Source organism: Bradyrhizobium sp. T-1 (genome assembly GCF_053592855.1).
The window spans coordinates 4,945,877-4,960,821 of record NZ_CM132115.1 but is presented as its reverse complement, the minus strand read 5'-3'; the positions used below and the strand labels follow the sequence as shown (position 1 = coordinate 4,960,821).

The following is a 14,945-nucleotide window of genomic DNA, read 5'->3' as shown; positions in this document are numbered from 1 at the left end:
GCGTCCTTTGCGAGATCCTTGTTCATTTCGAGAAATTGCCGGGCAATTTGACGCGTAGCGGTGCCGGTGAGCGACGACGTTTGCCGGAGTTGTTCCTTCAACTGGTCAAGGTTGAGCTTGATCGGGATCGAGAGACTAGGCGCCGGCATTTTCGGCCCCCACAAGCAACGTCGCCAGCACGGTGCTGGCAAGGGCAACGCTGGTAGCCAGCGGCTTACCACGCACGTGGGCGTCAAGCAGCGCTTCAACATCGCGCTCTGGCATGCCGCCGCCGATCAGCCCTAGTTCGATGACGCGCGCTACATCTTCCGGGCTGTAGCTGTCGGCGCCAAAATTCGCGAGCAAAGCCGCCGGCGCGTGGCCGTTGATGCCGCGCCAAGAGATGACGCGGCGGACCCAGGGATGCCCCAAGTCAAAGGTATGGGTGCCGCCCGCCCAGGTGATTTCGCGGCCGGTCGTGTCAGTCATTTAGAACCTCACTAACTGAATCGTTGATTGCCTGCTGCATGTCGTCGCGCATGGCTTCATAGGTGTTGTAAAAGAAGGGCCGCGCCGGCTGGCGGCTGGTCCCGAATTCGAAACCGAGCGCGTAATCGTATTGGACGCCGCTACCCTCGCGAACTTCCTTGGTGGTCAGCTCGCCGCCCGCTTGGACGATGTATTCCAGCTCATTGGCGCCGGGCACCACAACGCACGATTCCTCAAGGCGGCCCGTTTCATCGGGCGATTGCTCAAGCGCCCGCAACGCTTCGCGCTGAGCTTGGGACAGGCGTTCGGCTTGCTCGTGGATCACGTCCGATAGGCGTTCGGTGAGCTTGTCTGGCAGCGATTGAATATAGGCTTCGAGATCGTCGGCCATCAGAGCACCAACATGTCCGCTGTGATTTCAGGGTTGTCGAGAAACGAACCGCCTTCGCCGGCTGCTGCGCGTGAGACGGCCATCCAGGTTGCCGAGACCCCGTCGACCCGATCAGTCGACTTGGTCTTGTGAATGGTCCGGTTCGAATTGACGTCGGTGTGAATGGCGACGTTGGAGAAGTTCCAGCGCAAGATCGGATGAGCGCCGTGGTGGAATTTGCTGGCGATGATCGCGGCCTCCAGCACGTTGAGCGCCGGGGACTGTGTAGCCCAGCCCTGCCGGACGGTGACGACGGGAAAGCCTTCCTCTTGCAGCGGCGCGATCACGGCTTGTGCATATGTCACGTCAAAGGCCACTTCCTGGACTCGGAAGCGCTTGGCAAGGGACCTGATGTAGTCGGTGACCGCAGCGTTATCGATCACGTTCCCAGGCGTCGCGGTCAGGAAACCATCGCGCGACCACTGCTCATAGTTCACGCCATCAACGTCGCCGCGCCGGAGAATGTCGGCCTCAGGGCTGAAAAAGTGCGGAAGCACTGTATAGTGGTCGGCATCCCTGAAGCAGGCGACCACGGAGGAAAGGTCCGTCGTCTTGGACATATCGACGCCAACCCAGCAGGGCTCGCCGCGCAAGGTCTCATAATCGATCGGCGCGGCGCCGAGGTCATAGGTCGCCATATCGACGAATGGGCTGGTCGAATGTGCCTGCCAGACGTTTAGCTTGTATTGGAGCAGCCGTGCGCGCTCGGTCGGGCTGTCCTTCGCCCGTGCCACATGCTTGCGAAAGCCAGCAATCGACGGATAGCCATGGGCGCTGCCCGGGTTAACTCTCTTCCAAAGCTCTTCGTCGGCATAGTCGCAATCGGCCGGCGCTTCAAAGAGGACCGGAAGCCAAGTCGGGTCAACGATCTCGCCGCGCGCGATCTTGCGGGCGCGTTCGATCACTTCCCAGGCCTTGGTGTCGTCGCCGCGGCCGGCCGTTGTCGCGACCACGAGCAAGCTGTTGTCGATCTTGTCCAGGCCATTCGTCAGGACCGTCCAAAGCCCATCGCCGCGCCAGACGTGCAATTCATCGGCGAGCACGAATGAAGGCGTGCGGCCTTCCTTGCTCGGTGCATCTGCCGAAATGACTTCAAGCTCGGTCCCGTCGCGGGGATAGGCGATCTTTTTGGCGCTGTTGTGCGCGTCATAGACCTTCGTAACCGGGACCAGATGCTTGGGATCAGCCTGGACAATGCCGCGCGCTTCCTTGAACGCGATGCCGGCCTGACCGCGATCGGACGCCGCAAAGATTACTTCGCCGCCGGGCACGCGCTCAGGACCGATGGTGTGAAGCAGCGCCAAGGCCGCGGATAGACTGGTCTTGCGATTGCCGCGAGGGACCAGAATTACTACGTAGCTCACAATGCGGTTGCCGGCGTCGTCGCGAGGTCCATAGATCGCGCGCACGATACGCTCTTGCCAGGAATCAAGCTGAAATCGCTTCTTGGGCAGCGTCGATTTGGGATGCTTCAACGACCTAAGGAAGCGCACCGCGCGCTCACCATGGCCGAATGGGTCGGGAATGGGCGAGTCGTCGAAAATCCAGTGCGGATAAGTGTCAGACGATGTTGAACGGGTTTTCATCATCGTCCTCGTCGTCGTTGTCGCGGACAGCCGGCCGCGAGCGCGAAACCGGCGTCAAACCGAGTTCGGCCGCGAGTTGGCGCGCCGTCACCATGCTCTTATCCTGAGCCCGGAACAGCTTCAGGTCGATCTCGTTGCGCAGCAGCGCTTCCAACTGGCGAACCCGGCCCATAGCAACGCAATAGCTTTCCAGCGAGCCCAGGTCGGCGATAGTCAGGATACGGCGCTTCGCCATCTCCGGCATCACGCGGCGCCATTCGGCCTTGGCGTGCTTGCTCAACCAGGACGGCGGCTTGGTCGTGGCATCGAGCGCGTTGGCGTCGGCGGCAAGCTGTGGTTTTCGGCCCTTCACGCCGCAACCCTCTCGACAAAAATCAGCGATCGCGGCAAATTTGCAGAATGAAAACTCCTGAATGGCCGGGCATAGCGACGCTCGTTGGCATTATCCTTATCGGAATGATCGCCTCGGATCTGAGCAAATGGCAAACGCTGGCGGCTGCGCTGATTGCGTTTGGGGGTGCTGCGCTTGCCTACCGAGGAGCGATTGCAAAAGTTCAGCACGATCGGGCCATCGTGGAACGCGACGACATGCGCCGTAAGCTGGCGCTCTATCTGAAGCTCGACTTTGCGTTTGGTCAGCTTATCGAAAAAGCTCGATCTCGCGGGGTCAAGTTTACCTTCGCTCCGGGGTTTCCGGACTGGGTTTTCCGCGCGTCCGATTTTGATTTGGAGGAGCCGCCTGAATTGGAGGAAGCGTGGGCATTGCTCGATATATTTCCAAGGCATCTTATCGCCGAGATTCGTAACGTAAGGAATTCGCTGCGGAGACTTGCTGCCATTAAGAAGGACCTTGGCGATAAGACAGTAAGTCCGAGTTCCGATGTCTCCAAAACGCCTTGGATAATCGAGGAGGCCGGAAAATTGATGGATGATATATGGCATTCCGCTGCGGTCGTGGTGGAGGACTTGAAGCCTCTCGTTCGAGAACTTGCGCCCGAAATGGACGAGTCTGAGAGGATGATCAAAATTCACGGCGAACCGGGGCCGAATGACTTCGACGATGAATAGAGAAATCATGAACCGACCCGCAGACAAGCTACGTCCGTCCCGATGCGCCGGCCGATCTCGGTAATGCCGGTGATCTCGTATTGCTGCCCCTCATAGAGCAGCCGGTCATTGAGGCTGAGGCTGGCGAAGTGATACATGCGGAAAGTCCGCGTTGCGTCGGTAGTGTGGCCGCGCTCGCCCTCCCGGTCGTTGGTGGCGTTCTTCAGGAGCTGGGCGCGCATGGTGGCGAACGTGGTCCAAGCCTCTATAGGCGTCCCGTAGAGGTCCAGGCCGGTGGTGCGGCGCTGAAGCTCAATGACGCGGTCGAGGTTGCCGGCCCTCATGCTACCCTCGCTTGGACGAACGCCGCAACCGAGACAATGCCGTGGCTGTAGGAGCCATGAGGATCGCGGAGATACCGCGTTTGGGTGGCCTGCATGTCGTGGACGGTGAAGCCGTCGATCGGCAGCACGCCATCCGCCTGGGCGTCGATCCGCAGCGCCGCGACGATAGCCGACACCGCTTCCTTGCACTGCACTAAGCCGGGCTCTTGGAACCAGACGTGCAGCGTGGCGTAGGACGTCGCATCCCATCGCCGGTATACGGTCTGCCCTTCGCCAACGTAGATGGCCGGCATGATCTCCGGCCGGCCGTTGGCGTCCATCACATGGTCGGCCTGGACCAGCGCCATCAGTTCGGGACTGGCGATTAGGCGCGATCGGATGGCCTTCTGGAGGGCCAAAGAGGGGTCAGAAATGCTCATTTTAGAAGGCAAACGCGCGGTAAGGCGTCAACAAATCGAGGAAGCCGAACGGCAGCTCGCTAGCGCTGACACCAACAAGGGATACCTCGCGGTTGGCGTAAAGGTGCGCCGTAAGTTGCAGCACAGCCTCGTTCAGCGCCGGCAGATTGCCGCCGTCGGGATCTGAGCCGGTATAGGAGCTGATCCAGTCCTTGGCGGCTGCGAGTTTGTCGGCAATGAGCGCGTCATCCAGGTCGATCGTGACGTTCAAATGGGCTTTGGCCTGGTCGAGTGTGACACCGGGCATGGTCAAAAAATCTCCAATTAGAGCGTCTCTTGCACGGCGGGAATGGACCGGTCGGGCGCGCGATTTTTGTCCGTTGAGGCCTCCCCCGGGGTGTGTGACGCGAGGATGTTGCGTTCGGCTTCCGCGAGCTGTGCCGCGAGATGCTGGTCGAGGCCGTAGCGAAGCTCAGCCATCTGCTCTTCCATCTGGCGAACAAACGACCGCACAGAGCGCGTCATCTGTCGGTGCGCAGCGTGCATGTCGCGCTGCCAGTCGCGCAGGGCAGGAAGCTGTTCCGCCAAGGTCGGTGTGCGCGTCACGCTGCACCGTTGGCCTCGCTTGCTTCGCTGCGCAGTTAGGGCTTGTTCAGCGGGCCAGCCGGCGTCTAAGCGCCATCGCAAATTGCGCTTGTTTATGCTGTAGCGTTCCGCCCATTCGTCATGAGAGAGCGTGAGGCCGTTGTAAGTTAGGGTGCGGCGCGCGGTCATTGAGGAGTCCTGTCGTCGTTGCGTTCCAAGCTCTGCTTGGTGCTGTTGTGATGATGGGTGCAGAGCGCCTGCCAGTTCGTCTTGTCCCAGAACAAGACGCGATCGCCGCGATGGGGCGTCTTGTGATCGACCACGACCGCAGGCTTGCCGCACATGACGCAATCCGGGTGCTTGTCGAGGAAAGCGCGGCGAGCCAGCTTCCACTTGTTGTCATAGCCACGATCGTTCGCATTTGGCCGCAGACGATCGGTCTCAGCCTTGCGCTTGATCTGGCATTCACAGAGATCGGTTGCCGCGATGATCTTGCCGCAGCGACATACGCGGCGAGGTTTCCAGGCCATCAGCGCGCCCTCACATGGTTCGTGAGATCGCCGATGGCGTTGAGGTCGGCCTTGATGTTGGTTACGTCGGAAGCGTCGTCCGACTGTTCTTTGCTGCCGAAAACAGCCGTGAGGATATCCTTGAGCAGGTCCATACGGCCATCTCGCGCGGCGAGGATTTCGGCTGGCGTGGCGTTCCACACAACGTCCGGCCTCCAGCCCAAATGGCCGGCGCCGACCTTGTATAGGTCAGCGATGTATTCCTCGAACGAGATGAACTCGCCCGACTGCGGTTTGTCGTTATTCGCGTTCGCGCCACTCAAGATCAGGACGAATTCGAGAAGCTGTTCGCGCGCGCCCAGGATGGTGCTGATCGATGCGGCCGGCATCACTTCGCTGGTCGCCGCAATCAGGTCCATGCTAGCCGTGTAGCTGCCGTCAAGGATGGCTCGGTATAGTTCCGGGAAGCCGTGCTTGTGATGTAGGTGGAATGCGGCCCGCAGCGTGGGACGCAAGGCGTAGACCTTGCTCCCCAGCTGAAGACGGAAACTGTTCGCTGCGAGCCGCATAGTGGTGTCCCTTAGCTCGCGGAGACTTTGAGCTTCACGAACCGGTCAGGGTTGGTGATCGAGCCGCCCACGCGCTTGCGCGAGTGGAACACGGTCTGGCCTTTGGTCGCCAAGGTGTAGGGATCGCGAAGCACCTGGAACGAGATGCGGTCAACGATGCGATAACCGGACAAGTCGCCGAACAGGATAGGGAGCTTGTTCGCGCCGATATCATCCATGTCGATTGCCTCAACGATCGGGCGACCGAGTAGGGTCGGCGCCGCGCCGTTGTTGAGATCGTCGATCAGGAGATAGCGGCCCATGCCATCCTTGAACTGGCGGATGGCCGAGATGGTGTTGCGGTTCATGAGCCACACGCCTCGCTGTGCCCAGAGGGTCGGGATAGCGTGGAACATGCCGATCAGAACGTCTGCCGGGGTCGAGGTGGGGAAGTTTGCAGCGGCGCCAGTGATGACCTGGGCGATGCCGCTTGCGGTCATCAGGCCGGTCGGCTGAGTGGTGCCGTTGCCCTTCACGAAGGCGGAGCCTTCGGCGAAAGCAAATGATTCTGCTGTATCGGAGGCAAGCTCGCCTTCGAGATTGTAGGCGTTGTCTTCGAGCAGTTGATTGGAGACCGGTGTAAATGTGGCCGCTTCATAGGGCGTGATCGTCACCCCGGCATAAGACGGGTCGCTCTCGGTGCGGTCGGCGGTATCGGCAACCCAGGTCGCAGCCGTGGAGCCGGTGCGAGTCGGATACTGCACCTGTGCCGAGCCGACCGTCACGACGCGCGCATACTGGCGGATTGGCGAGAACTGGCGCAGAAGCTTCAACACCTCCGCGCCGAATTCCGGCGGGGTGAGCACAGTGTTGCCGGCTGCCGTGAGTGACTTCTTCTCGATGTCGCTGAGGCTGTCCGGGCCGTGGCGAAGGAACGTCTCGAAAGATTTCTTTTCGAGATCGTCGGCGCCGGTGCCATGGCCTTGCCGGTTCAGCTTGGCTTCAAGACGATCGAGCCGTTCGGCCGACTTGTTCTCGATTGCCTTGATACGATCTTCGAACGAGCCTTTGAACTCGCCGAGTGCCTTCGTGACGATGGCCTCCGGATCCGTGTCGCCGGTATCCTTCAGCTCAAGCGGAGAAACATGCTTCATGGTAGTGACGTTCACCTTTCTAGGTCTGGTTCAGTTGGATGACGCCGCAGCGAAGCGCCGAATGATTGCTGCCACCGCGAGTGCGGCGTCGTAATTCTTCGCGCTGGTAATGCGCGCGCGGGGGTGGGCCGGATTGCGAACCACGCTGATCTCGTAAAGATCGAGCGCGGCAATCACGCGATTGCGGCCCTGTTGGGTTGATGACTTCGTTTTGAAGCCGATCGACAAGCCGGAAACCAAGCCGCTCTTGACCATGCCGAGCACGGTTCGAGCGCGCGGCTGATCCATGTGGAGCTTGCCCTTGACGACCAGGCCGTCCGCGGTTTCCGCGGCATCGGTCCAGGTGCCGATCAGATCAGCCGGGTTGTGCTGAAACAAAATCGGAAGCTCATTCGAGACAAAGCTGAACGCGCCCTTGGTGATGATGTCGCCAGTGCTGTCCGGCGATCCGAACGGCCAAGCGGTGCCGACGATCTCTCCGGCGTCGGTGACGCTGAGCGCTGCTTTGATCTCCAGGCGGTCCATCATTACGCCCGATAGCCAGTGAAGATGTTGATTGCGCGGTCCGCCGCTTGAGCGACCGGAGCCGCTGACGTCCCGCTGCGAATCTTCAGGTATCTGACGGGAGCCCAGCCGGGATGGCTTACACCGATTGCGCGATTGGCCGCTGCCTGAAGTGTGATCTCGGCGTCTTCGTTCCAGAAATCCTGATAAGTCAGGCCATCCGAGCTGACCTGAAACGTCATAACCGCAGCAGTCCAGCCCGTAGGCATCTGGATATGCGAGATTAGCCGGTCGCCGAGATCAATCGCAGCGGAAAGGCTTTGGCCGCTTGCAATCGTCGTCGAAATGATTGTGCCGGTATCGCGACGCTGCAAATCTCTCAGGTCTTCCAACGTGGTCGTCACTTGCTAGTCTCCATCTTTTCCGGTCGGTCGCCTGCGGCGTCCTTTTGGACGCGCGGCTTTGAACTGAGCGACGGCAGCGACAATGGTCTAAGTTTCACTGCACATTTCCTTTCTCATGTGGATTGCCGAACAGCGTCCGCTCTAGGATCTTGGCGGCGAGTTCGTATGTTTCGATAAGAGGCCGACCTTCAACGTAGGCTGCAATCAACTCGGCTGCGCGCTTAGGCGCGGTGCCGGCGCCGATCAGTGCAAGCCTGATCGTCTCGGTGATGTCGGCCTGGGCGAAGTTGCGCGCGAACACTCGATTGCAGAGCCCGCCAATGGGACCGCACTTGGCCTCCAGCTCGCGAACGAGCGGGGGCGTAAGATCGAATGAATATTCCTGGTCACCGAGGAATGCAGTGTGTGCCATCAGCCGCGCTCCCCGAATGCAGTTTCGATCGAGCCGGCGCTGTCGGCATAGACGCTGATGTCTTCAACGTCGGACCACGCCTCAATTGGTGTGGTGCCAACCATGCACTCGCCATAGATCAGCGGGATTGCGTTCCCTTGCTGGCCGGAATTGCCGATGTTGCCGCCGTTAGCGCTGAGACCATTCGAGGCCTGCGTCGGTTGGCCGGCTGGCTTGGTAAGCAGGGTGGAAGCGCCAGACAGAGCGAGACCAAGGCCGATCGCGGCAACTGTGCCGTATGTGGTGCCTGAGAGAATGCCAGACGCCGCAAGCGGGGTCGCAAGCACGCCACCCGATAGGAAGATGGCGCTGCCGACCAGCGCTGAACCGAGCACAATCTTGGTGGTGCCTTTCGCGGTATTGGAAGCCGCGCCCTTCGCGATCGGGATGATATGTAGGTCGGCACGGCCAAGATTGAACTGGTTGACCAGATCGAGATCGAGCTGCATTCCGTTGCGCTTGTCGCCGCGGACGATCTTGTAAGCACCTTGCTCAATTGCCTTCACGAAACGACCGGGGAATGCGCAGTTGAGCGCGCGCAAGGCTTCGCCAGCCGTGGCAACGTGGAAACGATGAGATGCGCCGAAGTCTTTGCTGAGGCGACCATGCAGGTGAACGGTGCCAAGCATCACGCGGCCTCTTGATTGTTGTTGTCGTTCCCGGCATTGAGCGTGCCGCCGGCATGAGCGGATGAGGTGTTCGGGTTCTCGAACTTGTCGCCGCCGGTGTAAGCAGGCAGGCCGAATCCGATCGCGCGCGCTTCATTGGGATTGAGGATGCGCGCCGCTACGGCAGCGCTAAGCGCCTGGGCGCGTGCGAGCAAGTCAGCTCGCGCGAAGGCGTCCAGATTGAATTCGATGCAAAACTGGCCTCGCTCTTCGTTGGTCAAGAGCTTCAATTCGAGCGACTGTTCCCAGGCCTTGAGCCACGGGAGCAGCGTCATAGACACGAACTCTTGACCCAGCGCTTCTACGCTGCGCGGCGTGGCACGGTCCGTATCCATCAGCATGTGAGGCGGGACGCGGAAGATGCGCGCGATCTCGCGGATTGCGAATTGGCGCATCTCCAGGAATTGCGCGTCAACGCTGGTCAGGGCGAGCGCCTGCCAGTTGATGTCACCGGGAAGAATGGCAGTCGCGCCGCTGTTGGAGCCGCCGTGCGCCGCCTGCCAAGCCGCGCGGACCTTTGCGATCGCGTCGGGCGTCATGTTGCTCTTGAGCGAAAGCACGCCAGACGGACGGGCGCCGGTGCCGAATAGGCGCGCGGCGTATTGCTCCAGGACCATGCAAAGCGCGATGGCCTCGCGTGCTTCGCCGACAAGGCCGCGCGACGGACGGTAAGCCGGGGAATGGATGTGGATGATGTCGGCCGCGGGGATTTCGCGCGCGGGATTCTTGCCGTCCGCCTTCACGGCATAAGCCGGTTCGAAATTCGAGTAGTCGACCACGATCGAGGTCAGAGCGGGATCTAGGCGGATCAGTTCATAGGGCTTGCCGTCCGCGCGCACGATCTGCGCAAAGCCACCGTATGGCTGCAAGAGCGCGTCGGCGGTGACTTGGGACCGGAATAGGCCGGCAGGCGTCCAGGCGTTCGGCGCGTCGCCCAGGAGCCGATAGAGGGGATGGGCGGTCGCAGGCTCTTTGCCGCCATCGGCGAGCCGCTTGTAGATGCGCAAGGGGAGCTGGCCGACCGCCTCAGAGATCGACCGGACTGCACATGCAACCGGCGCGCACGTCATTGCGCTGGCCGGGGTTACGGACGCGCCGGCAAGGGTCTGCCCAGCGCCGAAGAGCGACAACAACAGGTCGTCGGGCTCAGCGAGGCTGGCCTTGGTCTCGATGCCGATGCCGATGCCGAGAAGGGATTTGAAGCGGGTCGCGATGGACAAAGGGCACAACAGAGAGTTTGGCCCGCTGGTTGAGCAGGCGAGGGACGATTCTCTGTGTGTGCATTTGTTTCGAGCCGAGGCCCGAACACGTAACTATCTTGCGCGACGATTGCGGCAAAAATGAGTCGTGGTTACGTGGTGCGGTCACGAAAAGCGGTTACGAGTGGCACCGTTTTTAGAGTCGCCCATCTGTCGTAACTAATTGATTTTATTGTGAAAACGTCGAAGTGGCTGGGGAACCTGGATTCGAACCAAGACAAACAGAGTCAGAGTCTGTTGTGCTACCGTTACACCATTCCCCACCGGAATAGTCGAACAAATTCAATATCTTACTGATTTGTCCGACTGCGGCCGGCAGCGCTTCTTGCGCAAATCACGGCTCAGGCGTGGAGGGTTTCTACCCGCTCGGCTGGGGGCTGGCAAGCGCTGCGGTGCACCTGCGTTCTGCGATCCACATGAGGCGCCTCGGCCCTGGGATCGCCGGTTCCTGCTGTTCGCCCCGCCACCGCTCGCGACGGTTTGCCTCAGCCGAATATCGTCATTACCGGTCGGATTGAGGCCCCGTGGATCGTCCTTGGACACACAACCCGAGGAGATCCGTGATGCCCTATATCGATGGTTTCGTGCTTGCCGTGGCGAAGGACAAGATCGAGCCTTACAAGGCGCTGGCGCGAACGGCTTGCGCGGTGTGGATGGAGCATGGCGCGCTCGACTATGTCGAATGCATCGGCGACGACGTTCCTCATGGCGTACTCACCTCGTTTCCGCGTGCGGTGATGGCCAACGAGGATGAGGTCGTGGTGTTCTCCTGGATCGTCTACCGCGATCGGGCGAGCCGCGATGCCGTCAACGCCAAGGTGATGGCCGATCCGAGGCTCAAGAGCTCCGACATGCCGTTCGACGGCAAGCGCATGATCTATGGCGGCTTCACGATGCTGCTGCGGGCGAGCGAGGTGGACTGACCAATCTCCGCCTGGAGCAACAGTGACAGGCAGAAGGCAAGCCTCGTCTCCATCTCTTTCGACCGAAGCGACAGCGGGCCGGGATCGTTGAGGATCGCGTTCACCAGCGTGCCGAGCACGACTTGCAAGCCGAATGCGATGGCGCGGGTCTTGGCGGCTGTGCGCCCCTTGCCCATCGCGGGCAGCAGGAGAGGGGTGGCGTGCATCGTGGTCGCCTTGGCCAGAGCCTTGAACGGCGTCCATTTGTCCGGACGAGTGTCATCATGCTGCAGCGCTGCGCGCAGTACGCCCTCGTGGTGGCGCATCCAGGCGATGATGCCGCTGACGAGGATGTGGCAGAACTGGTCAAGATTTGTCTCGGGTGAGGGGCGCCTGATCTCGCCCAGCCGTTGCTCGCCATCGCGCGCGGCCAGCGCCATCAGCGCGTTGAAATAGGCCTCCTTGCTCTCGAAGCGGCTGTAGAAGGCGCCGACGGTGACGCTCACTTCAGCGCAGAGCGTCTCGATCGAAAGCTCGGCGAGGCTGCGGGTGCGCAGCATGTCGGCGCCGGCGCGCAGCAGCGCCAGCGTCGTTTCGCGGCTGCGCTTTTGGCGAGACGGTGCGACGCCAGGCAGGTCGAAATCGCGAGAGCCGGGCTCCTCGGAAGATGGCCGCGTTCGTGCTTGCATCCGTCCTAAATCATAATCATAATTCGGATTATAATCTAAGACGGGACGAGCCGCGGGTCAACCGCACCGGCCGGGACAGGGAGCAATACATGAGCGCAGGCAGCGGCACGCCGTTCCGCGGCACCGTCGGCAGGACGGTTGCGGAGTCAAAACCCTGGTGGCCGGCGGCTGTGAAGCCGCCCGCGGGCGCGCCGAACATCCTCGTCGTGCTGTTCGACGACGTCGGCTTCTCCGATTTCGGCTGCTATGGCTCTGCGATCAGGACGCCGACGATCGACCGGCTCGCCGCGGAGGGCCTGCGCTATTCCGGTTTCCACACCACCGCGATGTGCTCGACCACGCGCGCGGCGCTGCTGACCGGGCGCAACCATCATTCGGTCGGCGTCGGGTGTCTCGCCAATTTCGATTCCGGTTATCCCGGTTATCGCGGCAAGATCGCGCGTGAAGCGGGCACACTCGCGGAAATGCTGCGCGTGCACGGCTATCGCAACTACATGGTCGGCAAATGGCACGTCACGCCACTGACCGAGAGCGGCGCCACCGGCCCGTTCGACGGCTGGCCGCTGGGGCGCGGTTTCGACCGCTTCTACGGCTTCCTCGACGCCGAGACCGACCAATATGCGCCCGAGCTCGTCTCTGACAACACGCACATCGATCCTCCCGGCACATGCGCCGATGGTTATCATCTGACCGAGGATCTGATCGACCAGGCGATCCGCTTCATCGGCGATCACCAGGCCGATCGGCCCGATATTCCCTGGCTGACCTGGGTCGCGCCGGGCGCCTGTCACGCGCCGCACCAGGCGCCGGCCGATATCATCAGAAGCTACGATGCCGAATTCGCGCACGGCTGGGATGTCGAGCGTGAGCGGCGGCTGGCGCGTCAGAAGGCGATGGGGTTGGTGCCGCAGGAGACGCAGATGCCGGCGCGCAATGATGGCGTGAAGGCGTGGAACGATCATTCGGCCGACGAGCGGCGCGTGTTCACCCGTCTGCAGGCGGCTTTTGCCGGCATGCTCGACCATTCCGACCGGCATCTTGCACGCCTCGTCTCGTTCCTGGAGGCGGCCGATATTCGCGACAACACGGTCATCATCGTCATGTCCGACAATGGTGCGAGCCAGGAAGGCGGCCCGCTTGGCTTCGTCAACGCGATGGGGCCATTTAATTTCAAGCCGGAGCCGATCGCAGAGAAGCTCGCCCGCATCGACGAAATTGGTGGGCCGGACACGCACAGCAATTTCCCGCATGGATGGGCCATGGCATCGAACACGCCGCTGCGGCGTTACAAGCAGAACACCCATGGCGGCGGCATCCGCGATCCCTTCGTCATCAACTGGCCGAGGCAGATTGCAGCCAAGGGTGAGCTGCGACACCAATTCGTGCACGCCTGCGACCTCACGCCGACGCTGCTGGAGTTGATCGGCATTGAGGCGCCGCGCGAGATCGCGGGCTGCAGGCAGATGCCGCTCGAGGGCGAAAGCTTCGCGCGCTCGATCGCGGACGCGACCGCACCCTCAAAGAGCTCGCCGCAATATTTCGAGATGTTCGGCCATCGCGGTCTGTGGCAGGGCGGCTGGAAGGCCGTCGCCTATCATCCGCCGGGCACGCCGTTCGAGAACGATAAATGGGAGCTGTTCCATCTCGACCGGGACTTCTCCGAGACCGACGATCTCGCGGCCAAGGAGCCGGAGCGGCTCGCGCGGATGATCGCGGCATGGTGGGGCGAGGCCGAGAAGCACAACGTGCTGCCGCTCGACGACCGGTTCGGGCCGCGCTTTGCCGAGAATGCGGCACGCTTTCACGGCGCACGGCATCATTTCGCCTTCCACGCCGGCATGGGCCATGTGCCGACCGATGTTGCGCCCGACGTGCGCAGCCGCAGCTATACGATCGAGGCGCATGTCGAGATCGAGGAGGCGGGCGCGGGCGGCGTGCTGATCTCGCATGGCGACGCGACGTCGGGTTACAGCCTCTACATCAAAGATGGCCGCCTCGTGCACGACCTCAACATTGGCGGCAGCCACCAGATCGTGCGCTCCGACCGCAAGGTGCCCTCAGGTGCGCGGCGGCTCGGCGTCCATGTCGAACGTCTCGTGCGCAAGGAACCGCCCGCGAAGGGCTCACGCACCGGCGTCACGGATTACACGCTGCTGATCGACGGGGAGGCGGCAGGCTCGCTCCAGACCCAGCTGGGCTTCCACACTCTGATCTCATGGTCCGGCCTCGACATCGGCCGCGATCGCGGCAGTCCGGTGTCGCACTACGAAGCGCCGTTTGAATTCGACGGGCGACTGCTTCGTGTCACCGTCACCATGCATGACGATCAGTCACTCGACGGCGAAGCCGTCGGCAATGCACAGATGGCGCGGCAGTAACGGAGCGAGCGACCGATGTCCGCCGCTACTTGATCTTGTCGTAGGCCGCCGCGAAATCATTCAGCGGCATCGGGATCGCGATCGTCTCCTTGGCCATGTTCTGGAAGGAGACCTTCAGCTGCTTGCCCGACTTCAGGCTCGCAAGCAGGTCCGGCGCAATCGGCGTCGAGGCGTAGCAGCCGCGGTTCTCGCAGGTCTGGATCTGGAGATCGACCGTCTTGCCCTCGTCGACCTGGAGTTTTGCGCCAACCGGCAGATTGAGGCCGAGCGGCAGTTGGAGCAACGCGACCGGCGTGCGGGTGTCGGGGGCGATGCGGATATTGATCAGCACGATGGTCTGGCCGGTCTTGGTCAGGACGGCGTTCTGCTCGATCGCGCATTCGAGCGGGGCATCGCGGCTGGCGCTGGTGCAACGCGCAATCCAGCCGGGCTGCGCCGGGGCGCCTTCGGCCTGTGGCTGCGCGGGCGCGGGCGAGGGCTGTGCGGCCGGGGCAGGCGGCGCTGCGTTCTTCTTGGCGCCCTGCTGGGCATACGCGGTGCCCGTCGACAATAGGGCAACGGCGGCGAGAGCGGCAAGTCTGGATTGCATGGGCATGGCGAGACCGCGTTGGCGTGAACCGG

The 14,945-nt window shown here is 61.9% G+C and carries 21 protein-coding genes and 1 tRNA gene; 3 read left to right on the top strand and 19 right to left on the bottom strand.

The genetic code is table 11. The features are described 5' to 3' along the window. Positions 1-135: 135 nt before the first annotated feature. Genes ACWAT4_RS24130 through ACWAT4_RS24115 form a run of 4 tightly spaced genes read right to left on the bottom strand, consistent with a single transcriptional unit; the run spans position 136 to position 2,836 of the window. Positions 136-468, bottom strand: a complete 333-nt coding sequence (locus ACWAT4_RS24130) for a gene transfer agent family protein (RefSeq protein WP_449728240.1) — start codon at positions 466-468, stop codon at positions 136-138. Next, a complete protein-coding gene (locus tag ACWAT4_RS24125; protein ID WP_449728239.1) occupies positions 461-859 on the bottom strand; it encodes an HK97-gp10 family putative phage morphogenesis protein in 399 nt (132 codons plus the stop codon). The genes ACWAT4_RS24130 and ACWAT4_RS24125 overlap by 8 nt, the downstream gene beginning before the upstream one ends. Continuing rightward, on the bottom strand, positions 859-2,484 hold the full coding sequence (locus ACWAT4_RS24120) for a terminase large subunit (protein ID WP_449728238.1): 1,626 nt from the start codon (positions 2,482-2,484) through the stop codon (positions 859-861). The genes ACWAT4_RS24125 and ACWAT4_RS24120 overlap by 1 nt, the downstream gene beginning before the upstream one ends. Continuing rightward, on the bottom strand, positions 2,459-2,836 hold the full coding sequence (locus ACWAT4_RS24115) for a P27 family phage terminase small subunit (protein WP_449728237.1): 378 nt from the start codon (positions 2,834-2,836) through the stop codon (positions 2,459-2,461). Before ACWAT4_RS24115 ends, ACWAT4_RS24120 begins: the two co-directional genes overlap by 26 nt. 47 nt (positions 2,837-2,883) lie before the next feature. Between ACWAT4_RS24115 and ACWAT4_RS24110 the strand changes: the two genes are divergently transcribed. Continuing rightward, positions 2,884-3,552, top strand: coding sequence for a hypothetical protein (locus ACWAT4_RS24110; protein ID WP_449728236.1), 669 nt, complete (start codon positions 2,884-2,886; stop codon positions 3,550-3,552). 5 nt (positions 3,553-3,557) lie between these two features. Here ACWAT4_RS24110 and ACWAT4_RS24105 read toward each other — a convergent pair whose 3' ends face one another. The 13 genes from ACWAT4_RS24105 to ACWAT4_RS24045 form a co-directional block, all read right to left on the bottom strand. Then, the gene (locus tag ACWAT4_RS24105) at positions 3,558-3,875 is read right to left on the bottom strand and encodes a phage head closure protein (RefSeq protein WP_449728235.1); all 318 of its coding nucleotides are present in this window, start codon (positions 3,873-3,875) and stop codon (positions 3,558-3,560) included. Beyond that, positions 3,872-4,294 (bottom strand): DUF3168 domain-containing protein, encoded by a 423-nt coding sequence (locus tag ACWAT4_RS24100; protein WP_449728234.1) that lies wholly within the window; start codon positions 4,292-4,294, stop codon positions 3,872-3,874. Before ACWAT4_RS24100 ends, ACWAT4_RS24105 begins: the two co-directional genes overlap by 4 nt. Position 4,295: 1 nt before the next feature. Beyond that, complete coding sequence (locus tag ACWAT4_RS24095; protein ID WP_449728233.1) at positions 4,296-4,580, bottom strand: head-tail connector protein; 285 nt, start codon at positions 4,578-4,580, stop codon at positions 4,296-4,298. Between the two features lie 17 nt (positions 4,581-4,597). After that, the gene (locus tag ACWAT4_RS24090) at positions 4,598-5,047 is read right to left on the bottom strand and encodes a hypothetical protein (RefSeq protein WP_449728232.1); all 450 of its coding nucleotides are present in this window, start codon (positions 5,045-5,047) and stop codon (positions 4,598-4,600) included. Beyond that, positions 5,044-5,388: an HNH endonuclease signature motif containing protein gene (locus tag ACWAT4_RS24085; RefSeq protein ID WP_449728231.1), complete on the bottom strand. Its 345-nt coding sequence runs from the start codon at positions 5,386-5,388 to the stop codon at positions 5,044-5,046. Before ACWAT4_RS24085 ends, ACWAT4_RS24090 begins: the two co-directional genes overlap by 4 nt. Next, complete coding sequence (locus ACWAT4_RS24080; protein ID WP_449728230.1) at positions 5,388-5,936, bottom strand: phage tail assembly chaperone; 549 nt, start codon at positions 5,934-5,936, stop codon at positions 5,388-5,390. The genes ACWAT4_RS24085 and ACWAT4_RS24080 overlap by 1 nt, the downstream gene beginning before the upstream one ends. 11 nt (positions 5,937-5,947) lie before the next feature. Beyond that, positions 5,948-7,069 carry a phage major capsid protein gene (locus ACWAT4_RS24075; RefSeq protein ID WP_449728229.1) on the bottom strand — a complete coding sequence of 374 codons (1,122 nt, stop codon included), beginning with the start codon at positions 7,067-7,069 and terminating at the stop codon, positions 5,948-5,950. A 30-nt stretch (positions 7,070-7,099) separates the two neighbouring features. Continuing rightward, positions 7,100-7,594 (bottom strand): HK97 family phage prohead protease, encoded by a 495-nt coding sequence (locus ACWAT4_RS24070; protein WP_449728228.1) that lies wholly within the window; start codon positions 7,592-7,594, stop codon positions 7,100-7,102. Positions 7,595-7,596: 2 nt separating this feature from the next. Next, the gene (locus ACWAT4_RS24065; protein ID WP_449728227.1) at positions 7,597-7,977 is read right to left on the bottom strand and encodes a hypothetical protein; all 381 of its coding nucleotides are present in this window, start codon (positions 7,975-7,977) and stop codon (positions 7,597-7,599) included. Between the two features lie 94 nt (positions 7,978-8,071). Further along, positions 8,072-8,389 carry a gene transfer agent family protein gene (locus ACWAT4_RS24060; RefSeq protein WP_449728226.1) on the bottom strand — a complete coding sequence of 106 codons (318 nt, stop codon included), beginning with the start codon at positions 8,387-8,389 and terminating at the stop codon, positions 8,072-8,074. After that, entirely contained in the window at positions 8,389-9,057 is a 669-nt protein-coding gene (locus ACWAT4_RS24055; RefSeq protein WP_449728225.1) for a tail assembly protein, read from the bottom strand. The genes ACWAT4_RS24060 and ACWAT4_RS24055 overlap by 1 nt, the downstream gene beginning before the upstream one ends. Continuing rightward, positions 9,057-10,316 carry a phage portal protein gene (locus ACWAT4_RS24050; RefSeq protein ID WP_449728224.1) on the bottom strand — a complete coding sequence of 420 codons (1,260 nt, stop codon included), beginning with the start codon at positions 10,314-10,316 and terminating at the stop codon, positions 9,057-9,059. The genes ACWAT4_RS24055 and ACWAT4_RS24050 overlap by 1 nt, the downstream gene beginning before the upstream one ends. 228 nt (positions 10,317-10,544) lie before the next feature. Further along, positions 10,545-10,618: transfer RNA gene (locus ACWAT4_RS24045), tRNA-Gln, on the bottom strand. Positions 10,619-10,918: 300 nt separating this feature from the next. Between ACWAT4_RS24045 and ACWAT4_RS24040 the strand changes: the two genes are divergently transcribed. Continuing rightward, positions 10,919-11,278: a DUF1428 domain-containing protein gene (locus tag ACWAT4_RS24040; RefSeq protein ID WP_449728223.1), complete on the top strand. Its 360-nt coding sequence runs from the start codon at positions 10,919-10,921 to the stop codon at positions 11,276-11,278. On the opposite strand, the gene ACWAT4_RS24035 is transcribed toward ACWAT4_RS24040, so the two are convergent. Further along, on the bottom strand, positions 11,233-11,946 hold the full coding sequence (locus tag ACWAT4_RS24035) for a TetR/AcrR family transcriptional regulator (protein WP_212425754.1): 714 nt from the start codon (positions 11,944-11,946) through the stop codon (positions 11,233-11,235). The genes ACWAT4_RS24040 and ACWAT4_RS24035 overlap by 46 nt on opposite strands. A gap of 89 nt (positions 11,947-12,035) precedes the next feature. On the opposite strand from ACWAT4_RS24035, the gene ACWAT4_RS24030 reads away from it, so the two are divergent. After that, on the top strand, positions 12,036-14,324 hold the full coding sequence (locus ACWAT4_RS24030; protein WP_212425755.1) for an arylsulfatase: 2,289 nt from the start codon (positions 12,036-12,038) through the stop codon (positions 14,322-14,324). Between the two features lie 25 nt (positions 14,325-14,349). Here ACWAT4_RS24030 and ACWAT4_RS24025 read toward each other — a convergent pair whose 3' ends face one another. Continuing rightward, on the bottom strand, positions 14,350-14,919 hold the full coding sequence (locus tag ACWAT4_RS24025) for an invasion associated locus B family protein (RefSeq protein WP_212425756.1): 570 nt from the start codon (positions 14,917-14,919) through the stop codon (positions 14,350-14,352). Positions 14,920-14,945: the final 26 nt, after the last annotated feature.

Coding starts and splice junctions, on each gene's coding strand:
- ACWAT4_RS24130 (WP_449728240.1), bottom strand. CDS start 468: ATGACTGACACGACCGGCCGCGAAATCACCTGGGCGGGCGGCACCCAT.
- ACWAT4_RS24125 (WP_449728239.1), bottom strand. CDS start 859: ATGGCCGACGATCTCGAAGCCTATATTCAATCGCTGCCAGACAAGCTC.
- ACWAT4_RS24120 (WP_449728238.1), bottom strand. CDS start 2,484: ATGAAAACCCGTTCAACATCGTCTGACACTTATCCGCACTGGATTTTC.
- ACWAT4_RS24110 (WP_449728236.1), top strand. CDS start 2,884: ATGAAAACTCCTGAATGGCCGGGCATAGCGACGCTCGTTGGCATTATC.
- ACWAT4_RS24105 (WP_449728235.1), bottom strand. CDS start 3,875: ATGAGGGCCGGCAACCTCGACCGCGTCATTGAGCTTCAGCGCCGCACC.
- ACWAT4_RS24100 (WP_449728234.1), bottom strand. CDS start 4,294: ATGAGCATTTCTGACCCCTCTTTGGCCCTCCAGAAGGCCATCCGATCG.
- ACWAT4_RS24095 (WP_449728233.1), bottom strand. CDS start 4,580: ATGCCCGGTGTCACACTCGACCAGGCCAAAGCCCATTTGAACGTCACG.
- ACWAT4_RS24090 (WP_449728232.1), bottom strand. CDS start 5,047: ATGACCGCGCGCCGCACCCTAACTTACAACGGCCTCACGCTCTCTCAT.
- ACWAT4_RS24085 (WP_449728231.1), bottom strand. CDS start 5,388: ATGGCCTGGAAACCTCGCCGCGTATGTCGCTGCGGCAAGATCATCGCG.
- ACWAT4_RS24080 (WP_449728230.1), bottom strand. CDS start 5,936: ATGCGGCTCGCAGCGAACAGTTTCCGTCTTCAGCTGGGGAGCAAGGTC.
- ACWAT4_RS24075 (WP_449728229.1), bottom strand. CDS start 7,069: ATGAAGCATGTTTCTCCGCTTGAGCTGAAGGATACCGGCGACACGGAT.
- ACWAT4_RS24070 (WP_449728228.1), bottom strand. CDS start 7,594: ATGGACCGCCTGGAGATCAAAGCAGCGCTCAGCGTCACCGACGCCGGA.
- ACWAT4_RS24060 (WP_449728226.1), bottom strand. CDS start 8,389: ATGGCACACACTGCATTCCTCGGTGACCAGGAATATTCATTCGATCTT.
- ACWAT4_RS24055 (WP_449728225.1), bottom strand. CDS start 9,057: ATGCTTGGCACCGTTCACCTGCATGGTCGCCTCAGCAAAGACTTCGGC.
- ACWAT4_RS24040 (WP_449728223.1), top strand. CDS start 10,919: ATGCCCTATATCGATGGTTTCGTGCTTGCCGTGGCGAAGGACAAGATC.
- ACWAT4_RS24035 (WP_212425754.1), bottom strand. CDS start 11,946: ATGCAAGCACGAACGCGGCCATCTTCCGAGGAGCCCGGCTCTCGCGAT.
- ACWAT4_RS24030 (WP_212425755.1), top strand. CDS start 12,036: ATGAGCGCAGGCAGCGGCACGCCGTTCCGCGGCACCGTCGGCAGGACG.
- ACWAT4_RS24025 (WP_212425756.1), bottom strand. CDS start 14,919: ATGCCCATGCAATCCAGACTTGCCGCTCTCGCCGCCGTTGCCCTATTG.